This window comes from Arthrobacter sp. GQ119 (assembly GCF_059759125.1).
The window spans coordinates 120,354-138,033 of sequence record NZ_JCAXEA010000008.1 but is presented as its reverse complement, the minus strand read 5'-3'; the positions used below and the strand labels follow the sequence as shown (position 1 = coordinate 138,033).

The following is a 17,680-nucleotide window of genomic DNA, read 5'->3' as shown; positions in this document are numbered from 1 at the left end:
GCAGCGCCGAGGTCTGCCCGCTGTGCGACCCCCCCCCCCGGCTGCAAATTCGACAATTCCCATTTCGGGCCAGAATCCGTGCCATAAGTTAGGCCATAATCACTATGGGAAGACGTGCCATACCGCTGAGGGAGTGCGGCTTCACTCTGCTTCGGTCTGTCCCGCCTGAATGTGGAGCCTTAGGACGGTCGAGACGAGGGCGCTGCGCGACGGTGCGTCGAATTCTCTGACTTTCTCGTCCAGCCAGGCAACCTGGAGTCCGTCGAGGCGCAGCTGGATCTGAATACCGGCCTCTCCCCGTTTCCGCGGGGCGCGGCGGGGCATCCCGGAGCTGGTCAGCGTGGTCTCGGGGATGAACTTCTTGGCGATCTGCTTGTCGTCGACGGTTTCGAAAGCGTCAATTAACAGGTCCGCGTACGTGGTCCTCTGCTGATAGACGGCATCCTTGACCTGGGCCAGGAGCGCCGGCGGCAGGTACACTCCGACGTTGCGCAGCGCTCCGGGAACCAGCTCGGAGGCTTTAGTCGCGTTAGCTGCCTTCTTGGCAGCAGGCTGCTGCCGCGTGGTGGCCTTTGGGGGCTCGACGGATGTAAGGGTGGGCTCCTCCGGCTCCCCTGCCGCCTCAAGAGGAGCCTCCTCAACAGGTGCCTGCTCAGTGGGGCGCTTGTCCCCCTGTGGCTGCTCTGTAAGTACTTGCGTGTCAGCGGGCTCGGGCGCTGCTGCTGGCGGCACCTGGACAAGCTCCCGGGCCAGTGCCTCCATGGACTCATCGGTTTCTGGTTCCGGTGCAGGGGCACCCCTCCCCCGCTTGGGAGCCAGCAACCCTTGCAGTGCTGCACCGCGGGCAGGGGCTGAAGGTGCGAATGCCCCGGCAAGGCTCTGTCGGCCGCTCATGCTTGGTTCCCGCTTTCGATCTCGTTCAGTCGGGCGAGGATCTCGCCAGTCAGCTGCTCGTACTCTTCAGCCAGTCCCCCAGCATTGCGCGAGAAAAATCCGTCCGCCGGCTTCTCCCCTGCCCGGAGCGCCTTCAGGCGGTTCTTCTGGGCGTCGGTAACGGCACCTTCAAGTTCGTGGAAGAGGAGGCCTTTGCGGCGGGCGTCGGCGCTTGCGCTCTCCAGGTTCCTGATGCGAGTTTCGAAGACCGGGGCGACGGTGCCGAGCATCTCTTCCAAGGTGTCCCGGACGCTGCGTTCCAAGCGCAGGGAGCGCGGCCCGACGCCGAACAGGACGACGCCCGCCAACTGCAGGGAAGGGTTCCGGTCTCGTACGGCCATAAAGCGGCGTGCGATGCGCTCGACACCGTCGATGCTCGCATCATCTGAGCGGGTAGGAATGACGACTGCGCTGGAGATCGCGAAAGCGCCTTCAACCAGGATCCGCTCCCCTGGCGGGGTGTCGATCAGGATCAAGTCGTATTCGTCTGCCATCGGGGCCAGGACGGCGTAGAGCATGTCGCCGAAGTCACCGGCGTCGGAGCGGCTGGAGCGGGACACCATGAGGCCCTGGATGTCTTCGAGGTCCTGGCCGCCGGGAATGACATCAAGGTTTTCCCGTACGTCGCGCAGGATCATCGGCGGCGTGCCGGCGATGAGGGCCTGAAAGAATTCCCTGCCCGTCTGCCGCTCGTATCCGAGGTCACGGGCCAGATCGCCCTGTGGGTCAAGGTCGATCAGCAGCACGCGGGAACCGGCCAGCGCTACGTACCCTCCAACGTTGGCTGCGGTGGTCGTCTTGCCGACCCCGCCTTTGCCGTTCGCCAAAGAGACGACGCGGTCAATGGCCCGTGTCGCTTGGCGTTGCGGGGGTACGGGGGTTTGCAGTGATCGTGCCATCGGCCAGCGACTCTCCTACTTGGTGGGTTGCATGTTGTCCTGCTCTCAACGCTATATGTACTCCTCCGGCGATGCTGGCAGTGACACGCATAAGAGGGATAGCAGTGCGTAGAGCAGGTCTATTCACGGCGCACCACGTTGTATATGCAGTTGGGTGTCAGACCTGTGCCCCTACGTGGCTCCAAGTCTGAAGCTCCATAGATGTGTCAATGCCATTACACGCTGGAACTACTGTTGTCTCTTCGGCATGAGATCTCATTGCGTGTCTTATGGTCACAACAGTAGCTTTTCCCGTGTTTCTACTTGCTTGACACCTTATGGAAAACCAAGCATGTTCGCCCATTGAGCAACCTATGGCACGTATGGCGGATTGTTGGGCATTGCATGACATTGGTTCAATGGCCGGGCTTCCAGTTTGTCTTCTGGCTAGGCTTCTATTTACGTGTTCAACAGGAGATATGGCATGGGTTATGGCATGAGTAATGGTTGTCCGGAAAATGGACTACATAACCTGTGGCGCAACAAGGAGTAGCGGTTGCGCTTAAGGTCAGGACACACGCCTGAATTCACCTGGCCGGATCTGTATCAGAATAGGCAGGGCCATTTGGATGGGGGTGACTCCTATCGGCTCGTCGAGCAACTCGTTGACAGACGTTTGCCCTTCCAGCTCTCCGGACTTATCCCTCTCCATGCTTTGACCCTAGGTGGGCTTAACAGCCTGGGATCCTAAGACACGCGGCGGCTAACCGTTGTCGCGCCCGAGGTCCAGATCCCAGTCGAGGTCCAGGTCCTCGGGTGAGTGCAGCTGGCGCCATGTGGAGGCTATCCGGTCCGTAGGCAGGGCGGACGCGATGGGCATCCGGTCCACGTCCACGAGCTGTTCCAAACCCAGGCCTGTCAGGCTGGCAATGTCCCGGATGGGTACCTGGAAGGTCCGGAACGGGCCCAGCGGGGGAGCATCACTGGTGACGCCGGGCCGGGGAAGGTCCGGGAGTTCAGCCAGCTGAGGTGTCTGGTCCACGACGTAGCCGGTGGCAGCAAGCTCTCCATTGTGCAGGAAAACGGCCACCTTGAAGAACTGCAGCGGAATGTCCACGCCCCGGTACACCGGGTCAACGTCACTGAAGATCGGCCCGGTGAAGACGATGAGCCGGCGGCCATGGTCCGCAGCGTTCTCCAGCAGGTAGGACTCCAGCCCCAGCCAAAGGTCCAATCCTTGATTGAACCGGGCAGCCTGCGGGCTGCGTTCGTGTAATGGAAGGTGTCCTCGTTGGCCTGGGCCGCCTCGGCCCTGCTGTCGCCCCACACTGCTGAGGCCCGGCGCACCAGGTGGCCCCGGTCAATGTCGTTGCGGGTGTAAACCCTTTCCCCGGTCTGCTGGTGCTCCGCCAGCCGGGGGTCAAGCCGCCATTGAATCCCGGACCTGTCCAGATCCATCAGCTTATCCCCGTCGATCCCGAGAGCGGTCACCGCGGCGAGCCGCTTATCGAGGCGCATGAGCACGGAGAAGTGCGTGTATGGCAGCAATACCGTCTCGATGCCGTCCAAAGCAGGGAGTGACACCTCTGGGCCGAGGAAGTTGATGTTGAACCCCGCCCGGCCGGACAGGTCGCGGGCTGCTGCGGCGGTCTGTGTCCGCGAGAGCTCATCCATGCGCCGACCCTAACAGTGGCACATGACACTGACGTGAACCAGGGTCTGCAGTGGCACCGGACAGGACGCCTGCCTAACCGGGAACAGGTTGGCAAATAGTGCCCTTATGGTGAGCTGTGATCTAGTCGCGCGTAGGAGCTCGTGGGTGGTTTGAGGTCTCCGGTTAGGGGGCTGCTTCGTGCTGGGCCGGGATTCTGCTCCCACGCGTTGTTCACCGCAATGCCTTGTTCCTGTGCCCATGCCCGCACCTGCGCGGTGGTGGGACCGTCATCGCGGGGTACAGGTCGGCGCTTGGGTGCAGTGGCGTAGCGCTGCTTCCGGCCTGGATGTAGGGGCGAAGGATGGAGCGCAATTCGTCAGCATGTGCCGCCAAAGGCATCGGAGCGATGGAGGCCATTAGAAACCTGCACCTGCTGCGGAATTCGCGGTCAAATCCCCGCAGCGCGGCCTTCGTGCAGCTTCGGGACATCCTGCCCACAGCCCCGACAGGGCTCAGGGCTCGGCTGAATGCCAAGAAGCTTGAAGGAAAGGCCACGCCGGCCCGGGTGGTGAAGTAAGCACTGCGCGAACTGGCCCGGCGTGTCCACGCCCGTCGGCGGGTGGCTGCGTTACGCAACCATCCGCCGACGGATATTAGGTAGAGGGCTACTTGACGACCTCGAAGGTGATGGTCTCGGTGAACTCGCGGCCGTGCACGTCGGTCGCGGTGACCTTGGCGGTGTGCTTGCCGACGGCCAGGTCGGCTGGCGGCTCGAGGCGCCACAGGTGGGACGTGCGGTCGTGGAGACCGCCGCCGTGCACCAGCTGCTCGAGGGTGGCGGCCGGATCGGTGTACTCCGCGCCAATCAGCGGGACGTCGTCGGCGGTCATCGATTGGGTACGCGTGGCCTCGGTGGTCTCGCCGCCGTCGATGGACACCTTCACGGTGGAGCCGGTGGAGCCCATCCAGAAGTTGGTGGTCAGCCAGGTCTTACCGAGTTCGCCTTGGGCCACGGCGTTCGGGTTCGCCGGGGCCGGGGCCTTGCCGCGCTGGCGCTGGTGCTTGTATTCGTCGAACCAGGCACGGTAGGCGGGGGAGTTGATGCCCAGGGCCATCTGGTCGGAACCGTCGTCGTCGGTGCTGCGCTTAAGCCCCTTAAGGGTATCCGGGAGAACCTGGACGTGGTGCCTGGGGGAGCGCACCTCGATCAAGCCGCGGCAGGTCTCGTTTCCCTCGCTGGCAAGGATGCGCGCAAAGCCAAGTTGGCGTTGGCGGCTGCCTTGTCCCCGGTCGCTGAGCAGTACGACATCATCTTCATCGATTGCCCCCCGGGTAATGAACCGCTGCAACTGGCGGCGCTGGGTGCAGCGGCCCAAATTATCGTTCCCACTAAGACGGACCGTGGCGGCCGCGAGGGATTGCTCGGCGTTGCCAAGCGCCTTGACTCCGTGATTGACGTCAATCCTGGCATCGACTTGTTGGGTGTCATCGTTGCCGCCACATCATCCTCAGCGAAATCTGTTCAGCGCACGGTCAGGGAAGCCATCGTCGATGCCTTCGGCACCGCCGATGTGCTCTTTGACAACATGGTCCGCCACGCGGAATCGCCTGCCCAGGCCGTCCGGGAGCGGGGAGTCCTCGTCCATGAGTTGGAGGAGCAGGTCAACTCGGGACCAAAGTGGTACGAAGTTTTGCGCGGAACTGCGAAGGCAGGGCCTAGTCAGCCAAGATCCGCCGGAAACGTGGCTGAAGATCTTCACCGCGTAGCCCAGGAACTTGTTGCCCGGTTGGAAGCTGCAGAACAAAGGAACGCCTCATGAGCCAGAACCGTGAACCCATAGGTCCTCCGCCGCGCCGTCCCGCCGCCGGCGTCCAGAACCTGCTTAAAGCCAACAGGGCAGCCGCTGCCGAGACGGGGTCACCCGCGGCGGCATCAGCCGCGCGAGTCACTGAGACAAAACAAGTTACTTTCTATATGCCGGCCTCAGACCGGCAGCGGGCCAAGGCGGCCTACCAGGCTACTAGCGGCCAGGAGCTGGACGCTTCCTGGTCAGAGTTCATTACCCGCGCCGTGATGAGCGAAGTCCTTCGCAGGGAGCGTGTTTACAACAACGGCGAGCCGTTCCCTGGCGGAACAAGGAAGCTGGCCCCAGGACGAAAGCTTGCCCCCTAGCATTACTGGCATTGCTGTCAATGACAGTAATGGCTAGCGAATGCCTGGGACTCTGTGTGCGGATTTGAAATGACTCGTTGACAGGTAATACGGGTCAATCCCCGCCAGCGTGACCTTCGAACCAGACGAAGGTACCAGGGGGAGTCCATGGCGGGGCGCAAGAAGCCGCAGCAGTCCACCCCTACAGCCGCCGCAGGCACCACCACAGCAACCCGGCAACAGCCGGCAGAACAACGGCGCCAGCAAGACTCCGACTACGGTCGCTAACCCGTGGCGGATGTAGGGAGGCCCTGCACAGCCTGGAGGCTGTGCAGGGTTTTCCCGGTAAACGGCTACCCCTATCGGGGGGCGTGCACGGCATTAAGCCCCCAGGGGGTTAGAGGAAGAGGCTTATAATCTTCTCTATTGCATCAATGCACCACTGTCCCAGGTCTTCCCAGGGAATACGGTCAAGGATGTTGCGTGCTACCCAAGCTGCAATAGCGTTGAATACCATCTGAGGTAGCTGTCCGAACTTCTTCTTGCTTAGGTTTTTCGACTTATCGTCCATGTTTATCTCAATCTCTTAGTGGGATTGAAACAGCACGGATCGACACACATACCAGCGGTCTTATATACCTCCTTCCAAAGGGGTTGATTTGACGAGGAGCTGTAAGGTGTGTATGTTTGAAGTGTTAAGCCAAACATAGTGATCCGAGTTGTTTCACTATAAATAACACGAAAAAAATCTCCGACGGTCGCACCCGTCGGAGCAGTTTTCGTGTGTAATGAACATTCTATCAAATCAGCACCGGTTTGTCAATTCGGTTTAGCAACTCGGGAGCGCCCCCGCGGCGCCGCTCCCACCGCCCGAAGTTCCCGGCTCCTAGTTCTTTCGTGGGCGTTATTTAGTTGGCCTTGCTGCACGAGTCGCGCAATAAGTTGTGCCCAGTAGCGTGACTGAGGCGGCCGTCTGTTTCTGTCAGTAGGTGCTGGTAGCTTGCCACTCACATCACTTTGGTCGTCGTATATCTGCGGCGCAGTGCGTAGAGGAGGACGACTATGCCCGTTTCGGAGAGGGGCGGGGGCTGGTCAATGGCCTGGCTCGCAGGATTTGTGCCCGAGGGTGGCCAGACGGGCGGACGAGTGCACCGATCGCTTCGAGGTCGACGGTGAGTCAGCGAGGGGCGAGTCGGCGTCCACGTCGTGACGAGTGGGAGGGACAGGCCGACTTGTTCTCGGTAGAGCCGGACGGCTACGTGATGGAGAAGTTGGCGAGCCTCGGCTGGCCGGCGGCCGACCAGTTTCCGGTGAACCACGCAGGTGCCCGGGTACGGGACATTGTGTTGAACGACCTGGTCTCGTCGGAGTCGCCACTGATGGTGGCCGGGTTCTCATCAATCGCCTCGCTGGTCGATCTCATCGCAGACTGGGTTCGACAGCCCCATGGCGCCCAAGCGAAAGCGAGGGTGCTGCTCGGCACGGAGCCGTTCGCATCGTCAAGGTCGAGCTTCGCCTCGGCTGAGGTGACGTTCACCGAAGAGGTCCGGCGATACTGGCTGGAGGAGGGAGTATCCCTGCGGCTGTCGGCGAAGGTTCTCCAGGTCCTTAAAGCGCTGGACGAAGAACGGCTGGTGGTTCGCTTCGTCGATGGGAACACGCGACTGCACGCGAAGATCTATGTAGGTTCGGACGCAGCAACGGTTGGTTCGAGCAACTTCACAGGTGCCGGCCTCAGCACCCAAATTGAAGCCAACACGAGGTTCGAGCGGAGAACCGATGAAGGACGCTACCGAGGCCTCGTACGGACAGCGGAGAACCTTTGGAGTGTCGGCCAACCGTGGAGTGACCAGTTCCGGCAGCTGCTGCACGCCTTGCTTCGATTCGTCCCTTGGCAGGAGGCGCTTGCGAAGGCGTGCGCTGATCTGCTGGAGGGTGCGTGGGCCGAGCGCTACTTGTCCAGTGACGGTGCGGGCTCCCGGCTTTGGCCGTCGCAGATGTCAGGGATCGCGCAGGCGCTCTGGATCGCGGAGAACGTCGGCAGTGTGCTCGTCGCTGATGCCACCGGATCCGGCAAGACGCGGATGGGTGCCCACCTCGTACGCGCTGTACGCGACCGGTTGTGGAGCACAGGTCGGGTGAGGCGAGACCTCAATGCCCTGGTCTGTCCGCCGTCGGTGGAGAACGCCTGGTATCGCGAGGCGGTGCATTGCGGCATCTCGATTAGCACGGTGTCCCATGGTCTCCTCAGCCGGCCGTCAGAGGACGGACCACGGCCGGAGGAGCTGGCGGTCAGGCACGCCCAGATTCTCGCGGTCGACGAATGCCACAACTTCCTGAGCAGAGATGCGAACCGTACTCGCCAGGTCCGGGAGAGTCTCGCCGAGCATGTCCTGCTGTTCACCGCCACGCCGATCAACAGGGGACCGGCCGATCTTCTCCAGCTGGTCGGCTTGCTGGGTCCGGACAACTTCGAGGACGAGACCCTGGACGTCCTGGAGCAGCTCGAACGGCGCCGCGGCCAGAACCCCGAGCTATCATCCCAGCAGCAGGAGCAGCTTCGCCGCGAGATCCAACGCTTCACCGTTCGGCGCACAAAGTCGATGCTGAACGCGATGGTCGAGGAGAATCCCGAGTCCTACCGGCACCCCGTGACGGAGCGGATATGCCGATACCCGCGGCACGAGACCAGAATTTATCCAACCGGCGAGACAGGCGAAGATGAGCTAGCAGCACGCAAGGTGCGTGAGGCATCGGCGGAGTTAACTGGTGTAGCCCTGCTGGGCCGCCAACTCGCCGTTCCACCCGGGCTGGCTCACGAGTACACCGACGCGCGCTGGTTGGAAAGCCGCCTCGCTGCCAGTCGCGGACTCGCAAACCATCATGTGCTAACCGCGATGCGGTCATCGAAGGCAGCGCTCGTCGAGCATGTGGCCGGAACGGAGGAGGCGGTCAAACAATGCTCAATCCACACCGCCTTTAAGCCAAAGCCGACAGGCAACATGCTGGACGCCATCATGCGGCTCGCTGATGAAGGACCGCCGGAGATACTTCTCGAGTGCGAGCTGCCACGATGGCTCACCGACATCGACGAATGGCGCGCAGCCTGCAAGCAAGAAGTACAGCGATACCGCGCGATACTTGACGCAGCGCTTCTGTTGACGACGGCACGTGAGCAGGCAAAGGCCGACCTGCTCACAGAGCTGAGCCGGAAACTCGAGCGAGTCCTAGCGTTCGACCGCCACCTGATCACGCTCGCGGCGATCGAACCGCTCATTGACACCGTCGGGACCCAGGTGATCGTTGCGACCGGCGCCAACAAGAAGAACCGCAAGGAGGTCGAGCGCGTCTTCGCCCCCGACAGCAACGTCCCCGCGATCGCACTGTGCTCCGATGCGATGAACGAGGGACTCAACCTCCAGGGCGCCGCGGCCATGGTTCATCTCGACGTACCAACGACCCTTCGAGTCGCTGAGCAGCGTGTCGGACGCGTCGACCGGATGGACAGCCCCTACAACGCGATCGAAGCCTGGTGGCCCCGCGATGGCGCAGCATTCGCCACCCGAGCAAATGACCTCCTTGCGGCACGGGCAGAGGAAAGTACGTCACTGTTGGGCGCAAATCTGAACGTGCCAAACCTTGCAGCGGGCCGGGACGACGTGGTTCCCATCGAGAAGCACATCACTACCTTGGAGACGTCCCACGAAGCCTGGGACGGCATCCGCGACGCACTCGACCCCGTGCGCCGCCTGGTTGAGGGACCAGACGCTTTGATCTCTCGTCAAGTGTACGAGGAGCACCGCAGCACCACCCACCGCGTTCTCGCCCGGATCAGCCCGATCAGATCCACAACGCCCTGGGCGTTCCTTACCGTCACCGGCGCCGGGCACGGAGCCCCGCGCTGGATCATGCTAGAGGGGACCGGCGCTCAACCGATCATCGGTCTTGAGAACATCGTTGAACCTCTACGAGAAAAACTCAGCGACAACCCACCAAGCCTTCCCTACGATGCAAAATGCGATGAGTGGCTGAACCGCTATCTCACCGCAGCCACACACCAGGAACGGATGCTCCTTCCGCGCCGAAGACTCAGAGCACTGGACCAGATGAGCGAAGTCACCAGACACTGGGCAACCGACGCTACGCGGCGAGGGGACCACGAGATCAGCGAGCGTTGGAGAAAGATCGGCACACTCGCCGCCCCCAGCAGCGATGAGCCGCACGCTGACCTGTATCTCGTGGCCGAACAATGGCTCGCTCTCGTCCAGCCGCTCCTTGACACGACTCAGCGAGAAATCCGACGCTCCCGCTACCTTCGACTTAGACAAATAACCCCGAAGCTTCTCGCAGAGCCTTTTGCCATCGAACGCGTCGAGGAAGCCTTCACAGGCCTGCCCCTCGCAGCGCCGCTGGCAAAACGCGTCACAGCCTGCATCCTGGGAGTCCCAGATACCACTCCGCAGCTGCCACAGTTGACATCGTAGGCGTCTCGGAACCCTTGGGGTTTCGCCGCAGAAAGGTTTCGAGACTCGGAATTGGGGCCCTCAGATGATGGACCGTATGGTCTGGCCGGCGTACCGCAGCGTTTCATCGATGGCTTTCTCCATCTCGCGCAAGGCGTCGGGCTTTGCCGTCAGGAGGGCGCTGATGTTGATGCTGCTCACGGCGAGGAGGCATCCCGCCAAGGTTAGGAACTCCTTGTACCGCTCCTGCCCATCGTGCCCGAGCGCTTCCCAGTCCCGGGGTTCCGGCGGCAGGTTTTTCCTCCACTTCCCGAGGGCGTGGGTGCCGTGGATGCTGACGTATTCCATGATTTCCGCGGCACGATCCAGCACGTCGATCATCACGTTGAAGCCTTGCTGAGACTGGCCCAGGGCCTCCTCGGCAGCCTCGACCTCGGTTCGTAACCGCTCCTCCTCCTTCTTGTTGCGACGCTGTTTCAACACGTAGAAGCCTGCGGCGGCCAAGGCAGCCGCAGGAGCGGCGACCATGCCTGTGAGCAGGAGAGCTCCGCCGGCCATGCCTGCGCCACCTGCGGCCAGGGTGCCTCCGCCGAGAACGGCAAGGGTTGCGTTGGTTGCTGCTACCCCGGACAGCGTTGAGATGGCCGCGCCAGTTGAGGCGCTTCCGAACATCGCGACGGCAGCGAAGGCTCCATAGGCCGCGGCGCCGCCGGCGGCCGCCCCGACCGCACCACCAGCGGCGGCACCACGGATCGCATTGGCGATCCCCGCCGACATGGCCCCGATATGGATTGCAGCAGGTGCTTCGCTTGTACTCTCGAGCTCTTGCTCGTTCGGCTTTTCGGGTTCGGGCGCATCGCTGATGCTCTCGGCGAGCCCGACGAACGCCATGAAGAACTTGTCGCGAGCGTCATCGTGGACCTTGTTGAATGCCTCCCCCAGCTCTTGGGTGATCCTCGACCGCTCGGCCGCGATCTCGTTGACCCTGGCGTGACGCCTTTTCGTCTCGGCGACCTGGTCACGCAGTCTCTCCGGCCGCTGGCCTCGCTGATTAGCGAGGGACACGGTTAGGTCCTTCGCCTGCTGCTTGAGCCATTCGGGCGTCATTTGGAGCGCAAGGGCGATGGCAGCCAGACGGTACTCCCCAGGACTTACGAGCCCGCGCTCGATCCGGGAGATTGAGACCGCGCCCCCCTTGCCGTATTCGGCCCGTTTGGCCAGCTCTTCCTGAGTCATCGGAGGCGTCTGAGCCTGGCGGTGCTCGTGGATCACGAGACCCAATGCCTCTGCGCTGTAATCGCTCATCTGTTCGGCACCCTTTTCCGTCAGCGGCTGTTGCGGTGCCAGGAGGATCGAGTTTCGCGGAGCAGGGCACCGCCTGAGCGGACGGCTCGGGTGCCGTCTTCTGCGAACTGTTTCGCGGCCTTAACGACGGCCGGGTCACGACTGACCTTGTCGGCGGTCTGAATGTTCTGCGCGGCGGTAATAGCGAGATTCGTGAGATCGAGGCGAGACATGGCAGTGGACCCTTCGTTGTCGATGATGCCTAACTTGAACCAGCATAGTGTTACATAGTGCTTTATGTAAACACTATCAAAGACACTATGTCTATCCAGCTCCTTCCGGGAGGGTAGAAGCCGTCTCGTAACCCTTGGGATACGAGACGTCTCACTGGCTCTGTCCCGTAAGATCCTGATTCCCGTGAAATCTCACGACTTTCTCTGCGCCCGGCGATTCTCATAACTATGTCTCGAAACCTTCTGCTTGAATTGGCGGACTAATCATTAGTTATGAGACACATTGGAGGCAGGCGTGTCGAAGCTTATTGGCTATGCACGGGTTTCGACGCGGCAGCAGTCCACGGACCGGCAGCGGGCGGATCTATTGGAGGCCGGCGTTCGACGTGATGACCTCTACGTCGACCAAGGTGTCTCCGGAGCGCGCGCGTCGCGACCCCAGTTCGATCGAGCACTCGACGCACTCATGGAGGGTGACACCCTCGTCATCACGACTTTGGACCGGCTCGGGCGATCCACTCAGAACATGCTTGCCTTCGCCGACGAACTCCGCAGCAGGGGCGCCGGCCTGCGCGTCCTGAACTTGGGCGGAGGCGACGTCGACACAGCAACACCGATGGGCTCTATGTTGTTCACGATCATGGCCGCCCTCGCGCAGATGGAACACGAGATCAAGCGCGAACGCGTCACTGATTCCATAATCAAGCGAAGAGAAGCTGGCAAGGACCTTGGCGGCCGACCCCGCCGGGTCACGGATAGTCAGATCAGAAGTGCTGTTCGCCTGGTCAAAGGTGGCGAGCCCGCGGCGCAGGTTGCCCGGGATCTCGGTATGTCCCGAGCGACGTTCTACAGGCGGTCACGAGCGCTTGCCGACTAGCAGGGCGACATTTAGCGCTGCAAAAAGACCGCCATTTATCGCCAACAGTCACAATCGTTGGTCAGAACTGGTTTCCGAAATGAAAGCTGGTCAAAACCTAACGTGGAGGCTTTTTGACGTGTCTGGCAACGTAATTGGTTATGCGAGGGTCAGCACCCGGGGCCAGTCGTTGGATTCCCAAGTGGATGCACTCGTCGCGGCAGGGGCAGTGGGGGTGTTTCAGGAATATGCCTCCGGCGCCACCCAGGCAAGGACGCGATGGAAGGAATGCCTCGACTACCTGCAGCCAGGCAACGTTCTGACAGTTGCCGATTTGACCAGGCTGGGTCGCAGTACCGCGGACCTGGCTGACATTGTCACGGTGCTGGGACAGCGGGGGATAGGGTTCCGGTCTCTCGCTGAACCGTGGATCGACACCACCAGCGCCCACGGCAAGCTCATCTTCGACATGTTCGCATCCCTTGCCGAGTACGAACGGTCCCGACTGTCGGAACGAACGAAGGCAGGATTGGTGGCGGCGAAAGCACGTGGGCGGCTTGGTGGCCGGCCTCGAACGATGACTCCTTCAAAGACGGAAGCCGCCCGGCAGTTGCGCAGCCAGGGAAAAACTCTGAAGGAGACAGCCCAGATACTCAGCGTGAGCATCTCATCATTGACTCGGGCCCTTAGTCGGAACGACGTCCCAGATGCTGTAACTGCAGCCGCGTAGCCGTGCCTCTCGTTTTGGAATAGCTTCCGGGCCGTCTAGGTTACGGACAAGGCGACATAGGTTGCGGGACAATTGGCTATGCAAACTACCGCGGGGTTTGCAGGAACAATCAACGGCCAGGATAGCCAACCTGTGGTCTCTCGCCACAAGCCTTTTCGAAGCGCGCGAAGAATTGAGGTCTTGACAGTGCGCAACCCTAACTCTGTTGCAATCGTGTGCGCCGAATGCTCTGCTACCACTCGATTAAATGTTCTCACCGGCCGTATCTACTCCCACCCTTTGCCGGGACGGCTAGAGGCATGCGCCAATTCCGGCAGGCAAGTCGAGGTTCCAACGGACGGGGAAAAGTTTGAGGTTAAACGGCTCCGATACGAGGCTAAGCCGTCCGTGTATCGCGTGGCCGAATCTGATGGTTCCTCCAGCATCAAGACCATCAGTGGGGGTCTCCCGGGCAAAGGACGTCGTCGCTAGGGTGGCTAAGAGCGCTCATGCAGTCAGCACTGTGGCGCGTAAAGCAAAGGATGCAATTCCCGATGGCATCAGCGCTGGGGTGGTGCTGCTTTTGGGTCGATGCGGCAGATCGCGGGCCAGGCCTCTGGAGGCTTCACTTTAACCTGGGGCTGGTGACTTGCTAGACGAGGTCGTGCGAAATGCGCCGCATGATGTTGGCCTGTTGGATCACCAGCTGTCGGCGGCGATGCCGGCATCCCTTCCGGAGCCGCAGGGCCGAGACCGGCGTAGCCGTTATTCGTGCGTATCGATGGTGCCTCGTATCTAGACTGTGGCCATGCCGATAACAGTTGCCTCTTGTTTCGCCTCTGCGGATCTCGTCTCTAAGGGCAAAGTCCGATGGGACGAACATCTACTGGAACGAGCCCCGGGGGTATATGTCCTCTCCCTTGCGTCAGAGATTAACTCCATCACACCTTCGCTGGCTAAAGCCCCGATTGACGCCGTCGAAATTGAGCGGCTTCTTGCCGCCCGGCCTTACCTCCAAATTGACGGAAGCCGTGCCACCGCTAGCCTGCTCGCCCAACGCCTCAGCTGCTATTGGTTGCCAACCGAGCCTATTTTGTACATTGGTCAGACCAGTAAGCCACTTCGGTCTCGCCTACAGCAGTTCTACACAACCCGGATTGGGGAACGTTCCCCGCATGCTGGCGGATGGTGGGTAAAAGCCCTTACCTGCCTCAATGATGTTTACGTCTACTACGCTCCCACCAAAGATTTTAAAGAGTGTGAACGGAGCATGCTCCGCTATTTCCGAGAAAACGCAGAAGTGCCTTTGCCTGAAGTGGCGGAACGGCGGCATGACGGCATGCCGTTTGCGAACAAAGAGTGGTGGACCGAGGATAACCGAAGGATTCTACGAGAGCACGGCATTCGGTATGCGACCAGCAACCCTAAAAGAATCTGAGACGCGACCTTGACCGAAAATCGACCGGTTTAGTAGACCTTGCAATGCACCAACCAGCCGGGCTGTCCGTTTCCAAGGAAGTGGGATAGGGCTCGGAGGGCAATTCCTCTGCGCCAATGCTCGGCCGGATCCGTAGTTCAGTTGCTTGTTGCCTCAGAGGGTTCGGTCACCATACGGAAAAAGGTCGCGGCTTGATTTTCGGTGAGGTACTGGAAGCTTTGAGGAGGACGGGACACATCCCCTAGCTCGGCAAGGGGAAGGGGTGGACTGAACCTTTCGGCGGAGCCTACGAGTATGCCTGTCCCGGATTCTCTTTGCGCGTAGTACTCAAAGAATCGATCCTCCGTGATGCCCCCGATTCCCTTGAACTGATCCCAAAGTTCCTGTGGAGAGGTTGTGGACTGACCTTCCACGAGGAACCATCCGAGCAGGGACCCAACAGGCAAAGTCGCGTAGATCAGCACGTGACTTACGTCGTCCGCGACCGGACGCTTGCGGAATTCCACGGCCTTGTCACCGGAGAGGATGGCAGTGGCAAACTCAGGCCGAATCGACATCAGGGCTACACGTCCTGGAGGCTTGTTGCCCACTTCATTCCTTCCTCAGACCTGATTTGAGCTATGGATTGGGGTGAATCCTCGAAAACGCCCAGCATCCGGAGTTCTTCTCGTGTGACCGGGTGCTCGAGGACCTGATCCAGCCTGAACTTGATTGCTAGTAAGTCTTTTCTACACATTTCCTTGAGTTGCTCCACCGAGTAAACGGTCCGCGCGCCCGCGAAGTTGAGGACCTCGGCGAGGTCCGACGTCCGAACGGTGTCTTCGACGACACCGACAGCGTGGACGGCTTGTCTTTCGTGAGTCCTTAGGAAGAACAGGGTGTCTCCTGCCCTTAATGTTTTCATCGGCGAGTGGCAGATGTAGACCTTACGTACTGCGTTTCCGTACGTCGAATCGAATAACGACCTTTGAGCTTCGGAGGCGGGAAACAGCATGCCGTGATAGCTAGGGAGAATTGGAACAACGAACGCTCGGTGGACGAGCCTCCGGCCGGGGCCATAGCGCCGGTTGAAATCCAGGGGATCGGTGGGCGCAGGGCCGTCAGCCTCAGGGTTGAGGACTTTACCTAGGACCAAGTCCGATTCGTGTCCAGGCTTTACGCCTAGATTGAAGAAACCGAATTCCTTGAGCAGGGCTAGAAGCGCCTCCTGCTTGGGAGACACTTCGATAAAGCAGGCGTCAGCTCCTTTCGCCCGGATGTGCGCAACGACTGCCTCCAGGAGGCTTTCCCCCAGCTTCTTGCCTTGATTTTCCTCGTTGATCTTGAAGGTGCAGATTTTGATGGTGTTGTCGGAAAGCCCGGGAATTTCCGGTGGCTGGCGGTGAAGGACGGCTAAGCCTCGAATATCATCACCCCGGCCGATGAGAAGGCAGGTCCGCTGTTGGGCGACGACTTTGTCGTGCCACCAGTTGAGGAATCCTGGGTAGTTGCTGGCGAGGGACTCAAAGAAGGGCTGCGCTGGATCGACAGTGTGTGGTTCCGCCACATCAACTGTGTAGTGAAGGGGCAGGCCGCCGCTGAGGGCGCTGAGCGCGCCAAGGGCGTCCTCCAGTCCCATTACTCGGTCCTGAAGCCCCAGTCGACGGGCGTGGGAGTGAAGTTTTCGATCTTCGCTAATCAGCCAAGAGGCTGCATTGCGTTCAATGGCGAGGAGAAGAGCCGCGTCGACGCCGTCATTGCTTCGAACATTGATGCCCGGGGCGTAGCCGGCCGCGGAGAGGAACTCAGCGGGCAGAGGGAGGCGTTCCAGTCGGGGGTATTTGTTCAGCTGACGGCGCCGTCGCTGTTGCAGCTCCTTGTCCCTGATTCGGGAGAAATCATCGAGTTGGTTGGCAATTATCGAGACATGGCCGCCGGCGGCGAGAACGAGTCGATGGACCGATGACGCTGCTTTGTTGTTGACGTGCTGGGCTTCACTGTCGCCCTCGATCGCGACGATGATATTCGTGTCCATGAGGACATGTAAACCAGCGTTCTGTGCAGGAGTGCTCGTCAATTGTTTCCCCTGCTGGACGTAGGGACACCGGGCAGAAGCTGCTGGCAGCTAAGCCAGGACGAAACCCGTGACTTGAACACCGTTGAGATCATGGTCCAAAACTATCGGGACGGTGGGACACTTGCCCGCAGCCTTGCCATGGTGACGCCTGAATGAGGAACAGCGAGTGTCTAATCAACGGCTCTTGACTCTCTTCTTCTGCGGGCAGCAACAGCGGCCGGAGCCGAGAGACGTCTCTCCAGCTCAGAAAGTTCCATTTCAAGCCACTCAATAGCGTCGCCCAGATCGGCGATCTTCCAGGCTTCCCGGTTCTCCGAATAGACGCCTCGGGGAGGGTATTGCCCGGCGAGACTGCTCAGGAGTACGTCCTGCGCGGTCCCCAGCACAAGCTGGCCAAGATAGCCTCTGTCGTCCGTATCGGTGCGTATGCCCAGCTCGATACGATCCGTTTTACTGATGGACCAGTAGTCTCGGTGGGCCTGGGCGATCCGGAAGGGGAAAGCAAGGAGTTTCTGTTGATTCAAGGCATCCGAGGCCATGGTGCGCAGGCTCGCAATGCTCGTTAGCGACACGTTGCTGTTTTCCGCCGCTTCCAAAGACCCGCTCTGGAACCCACCCTCGGCAAGCAATATTCCGCGGTCAGCACCGACTTCTTGAACGATCCCACGAAGTGTGAGGACATGGGACTTTGGAACCCGCGAATTCCAGTCTTTGCACTCGACGATCCACTTAAGGTCCAGGCCGCCATGCTTGAAGGTAACCAGCACATCGATATCGTGGGTCGTTCGCACGCCGTCGACTGTTGCATCGGTAACGGCAGTCATTCCCAACTCACGGAAGAACTCCGCGGCCTTCTCCTGGTATGAGCGCCATGCGGGGGTTGAATTCACCCGATCAATGTAACAACCGCACTGTTCGGGCGAAGACACAGTTCGAGGCCCGGGCGAACGGTTGAGGGCGGCAGGGGCCGCAGCGTCCTATCCGCGGCAGGGGGCCTGCCGTTTTTGATATTGCAGCAGGCCCC

The 17,680-nt window shown here is 60.7% G+C and carries 15 protein-coding genes and 1 pseudogene; 7 read left to right on the top strand and 9 right to left on the bottom strand.

The window, feature by feature from the left end; genetic code table 11:
* Positions 1-141: 141 nt before the first annotated feature.
* From AC6CH3_RS09625 to AC6CH3_RS09615, 3 genes and pseudogenes are all read right to left on the bottom strand, one after another.
* Entirely contained in the window at positions 142-894 is a 753-nt protein-coding gene (locus AC6CH3_RS09625) for a hypothetical protein (protein WP_498132219.1), read from the bottom strand.
* A complete protein-coding gene (locus AC6CH3_RS09620; RefSeq protein ID WP_498132218.1) occupies positions 891-1,832 on the bottom strand; it encodes a ParA family protein in 942 nt (313 codons plus the stop codon). Before AC6CH3_RS09620 ends, AC6CH3_RS09625 begins: the two co-directional genes overlap by 4 nt.
* Positions 1,833-2,574: 742 nt before the next feature.
* Positions 2,575-3,329: pseudogene (locus AC6CH3_RS09615) on the bottom strand (DNA/RNA non-specific endonuclease).
* Positions 3,330-3,826: 497 nt separating this feature from the next.
* Between AC6CH3_RS09615 and AC6CH3_RS09610 the strand changes: the two are divergent.
* Positions 3,827-4,042 (top strand): hypothetical protein, encoded by a 216-nt coding sequence (locus AC6CH3_RS09610; RefSeq protein ID WP_498132217.1) that lies wholly within the window; start codon positions 3,827-3,829, stop codon positions 4,040-4,042.
* Between the two features lie 88 nt (positions 4,043-4,130).
* Here the strand turns inward: AC6CH3_RS09610 and AC6CH3_RS09605 are convergent, their stop codons facing one another.
* Positions 4,131-4,667, bottom strand: a complete 537-nt coding sequence (locus AC6CH3_RS09605; protein WP_498132282.1) for a calcineurin-like phosphoesterase C-terminal domain-containing protein — start codon at positions 4,665-4,667, stop codon at positions 4,131-4,133.
* Between AC6CH3_RS09605 and AC6CH3_RS09600 the strand changes: the two genes are divergently transcribed.
* The 3 genes from AC6CH3_RS09600 to AC6CH3_RS09590 all read left to right on the top strand — a co-directional run bounded on the left by AC6CH3_RS09600 (position 4,647) and on the right by AC6CH3_RS09590 (position 10,101).
* Positions 4,647-5,285, top strand: a complete 639-nt coding sequence (locus AC6CH3_RS09600) for a ParA family protein (protein ID WP_498132216.1) — start codon at positions 4,647-4,649, stop codon at positions 5,283-5,285. The genes AC6CH3_RS09605 and AC6CH3_RS09600 overlap by 21 nt on opposite strands.
* Positions 5,282-5,638 (top strand): ParB family protein, encoded by a 357-nt coding sequence (locus tag AC6CH3_RS09595; protein ID WP_498132215.1) that lies wholly within the window; start codon positions 5,282-5,284, stop codon positions 5,636-5,638. The genes AC6CH3_RS09600 and AC6CH3_RS09595 overlap by 4 nt, the downstream gene beginning before the upstream one ends.
* Before the next feature lie 1,211 nt (positions 5,639-6,849).
* Positions 6,850-10,101 (top strand): SNF2-related protein, encoded by a 3,252-nt coding sequence (locus AC6CH3_RS09590; RefSeq protein ID WP_498132214.1) that lies wholly within the window; start codon positions 6,850-6,852, stop codon positions 10,099-10,101.
* A gap of 60 nt (positions 10,102-10,161) precedes the next feature.
* Here the strand turns inward: AC6CH3_RS09590 and AC6CH3_RS09585 are convergent, their stop codons facing one another.
* Together AC6CH3_RS09585 and AC6CH3_RS09580 are read right to left on the bottom strand one after the other, a co-directional pair.
* Positions 10,162-11,385 (bottom strand): helix-turn-helix domain-containing protein, encoded by a 1,224-nt coding sequence (locus AC6CH3_RS09585; RefSeq protein WP_498132213.1) that lies wholly within the window; start codon positions 11,383-11,385, stop codon positions 10,162-10,164.
* Between the two features lie 20 nt (positions 11,386-11,405).
* Positions 11,406-11,597, bottom strand: coding sequence for a hypothetical protein (locus AC6CH3_RS09580; protein ID WP_498132212.1), 192 nt, complete (start codon positions 11,595-11,597; stop codon positions 11,406-11,408).
* A gap of 295 nt (positions 11,598-11,892) precedes the next feature.
* Here AC6CH3_RS09580 and AC6CH3_RS09575 point away from each other — a divergent pair, with 295 nt between their 5' ends.
* From AC6CH3_RS09575 to AC6CH3_RS09565, 3 genes are all read left to right on the top strand, one after another.
* A complete protein-coding gene (locus AC6CH3_RS09575) occupies positions 11,893-12,474 on the top strand; it encodes a recombinase family protein (RefSeq protein ID WP_231456028.1) in 582 nt (193 codons plus the stop codon).
* A gap of 118 nt (positions 12,475-12,592) precedes the next feature.
* Positions 12,593-13,183: a recombinase family protein gene (locus AC6CH3_RS09570; RefSeq protein ID WP_498132211.1), complete on the top strand. Its 591-nt coding sequence runs from the start codon at positions 12,593-12,595 to the stop codon at positions 13,181-13,183.
* A gap of 787 nt (positions 13,184-13,970) precedes the next feature.
* Positions 13,971-14,600: a hypothetical protein gene (locus AC6CH3_RS09565; RefSeq protein WP_498132210.1), complete on the top strand. Its 630-nt coding sequence runs from the start codon at positions 13,971-13,973 to the stop codon at positions 14,598-14,600.
* A gap of 137 nt (positions 14,601-14,737) precedes the next feature.
* On the opposite strand, the gene AC6CH3_RS09560 is transcribed toward AC6CH3_RS09565, so the two are convergent.
* From AC6CH3_RS09560 to AC6CH3_RS09550, 3 genes are all read right to left on the bottom strand, one after another.
* Positions 14,738-15,190: an ASCH domain-containing protein gene (locus AC6CH3_RS09560; RefSeq protein WP_498132209.1), complete on the bottom strand. Its 453-nt coding sequence runs from the start codon at positions 15,188-15,190 to the stop codon at positions 14,738-14,740.
* On the bottom strand, positions 15,163-16,614 hold the full coding sequence (locus tag AC6CH3_RS09555) for a GNAT family N-acetyltransferase (protein WP_498132208.1): 1,452 nt from the start codon (positions 16,612-16,614) through the stop codon (positions 15,163-15,165). The genes AC6CH3_RS09560 and AC6CH3_RS09555 overlap by 28 nt, the downstream gene beginning before the upstream one ends.
* 212 nt (positions 16,615-16,826) lie before the next feature.
* Positions 16,827-17,546, bottom strand: coding sequence for a restriction endonuclease (locus AC6CH3_RS09550; protein WP_498132207.1), 720 nt, complete (start codon positions 17,544-17,546; stop codon positions 16,827-16,829).
* Positions 17,547-17,680: the final 134 nt, after the last annotated feature.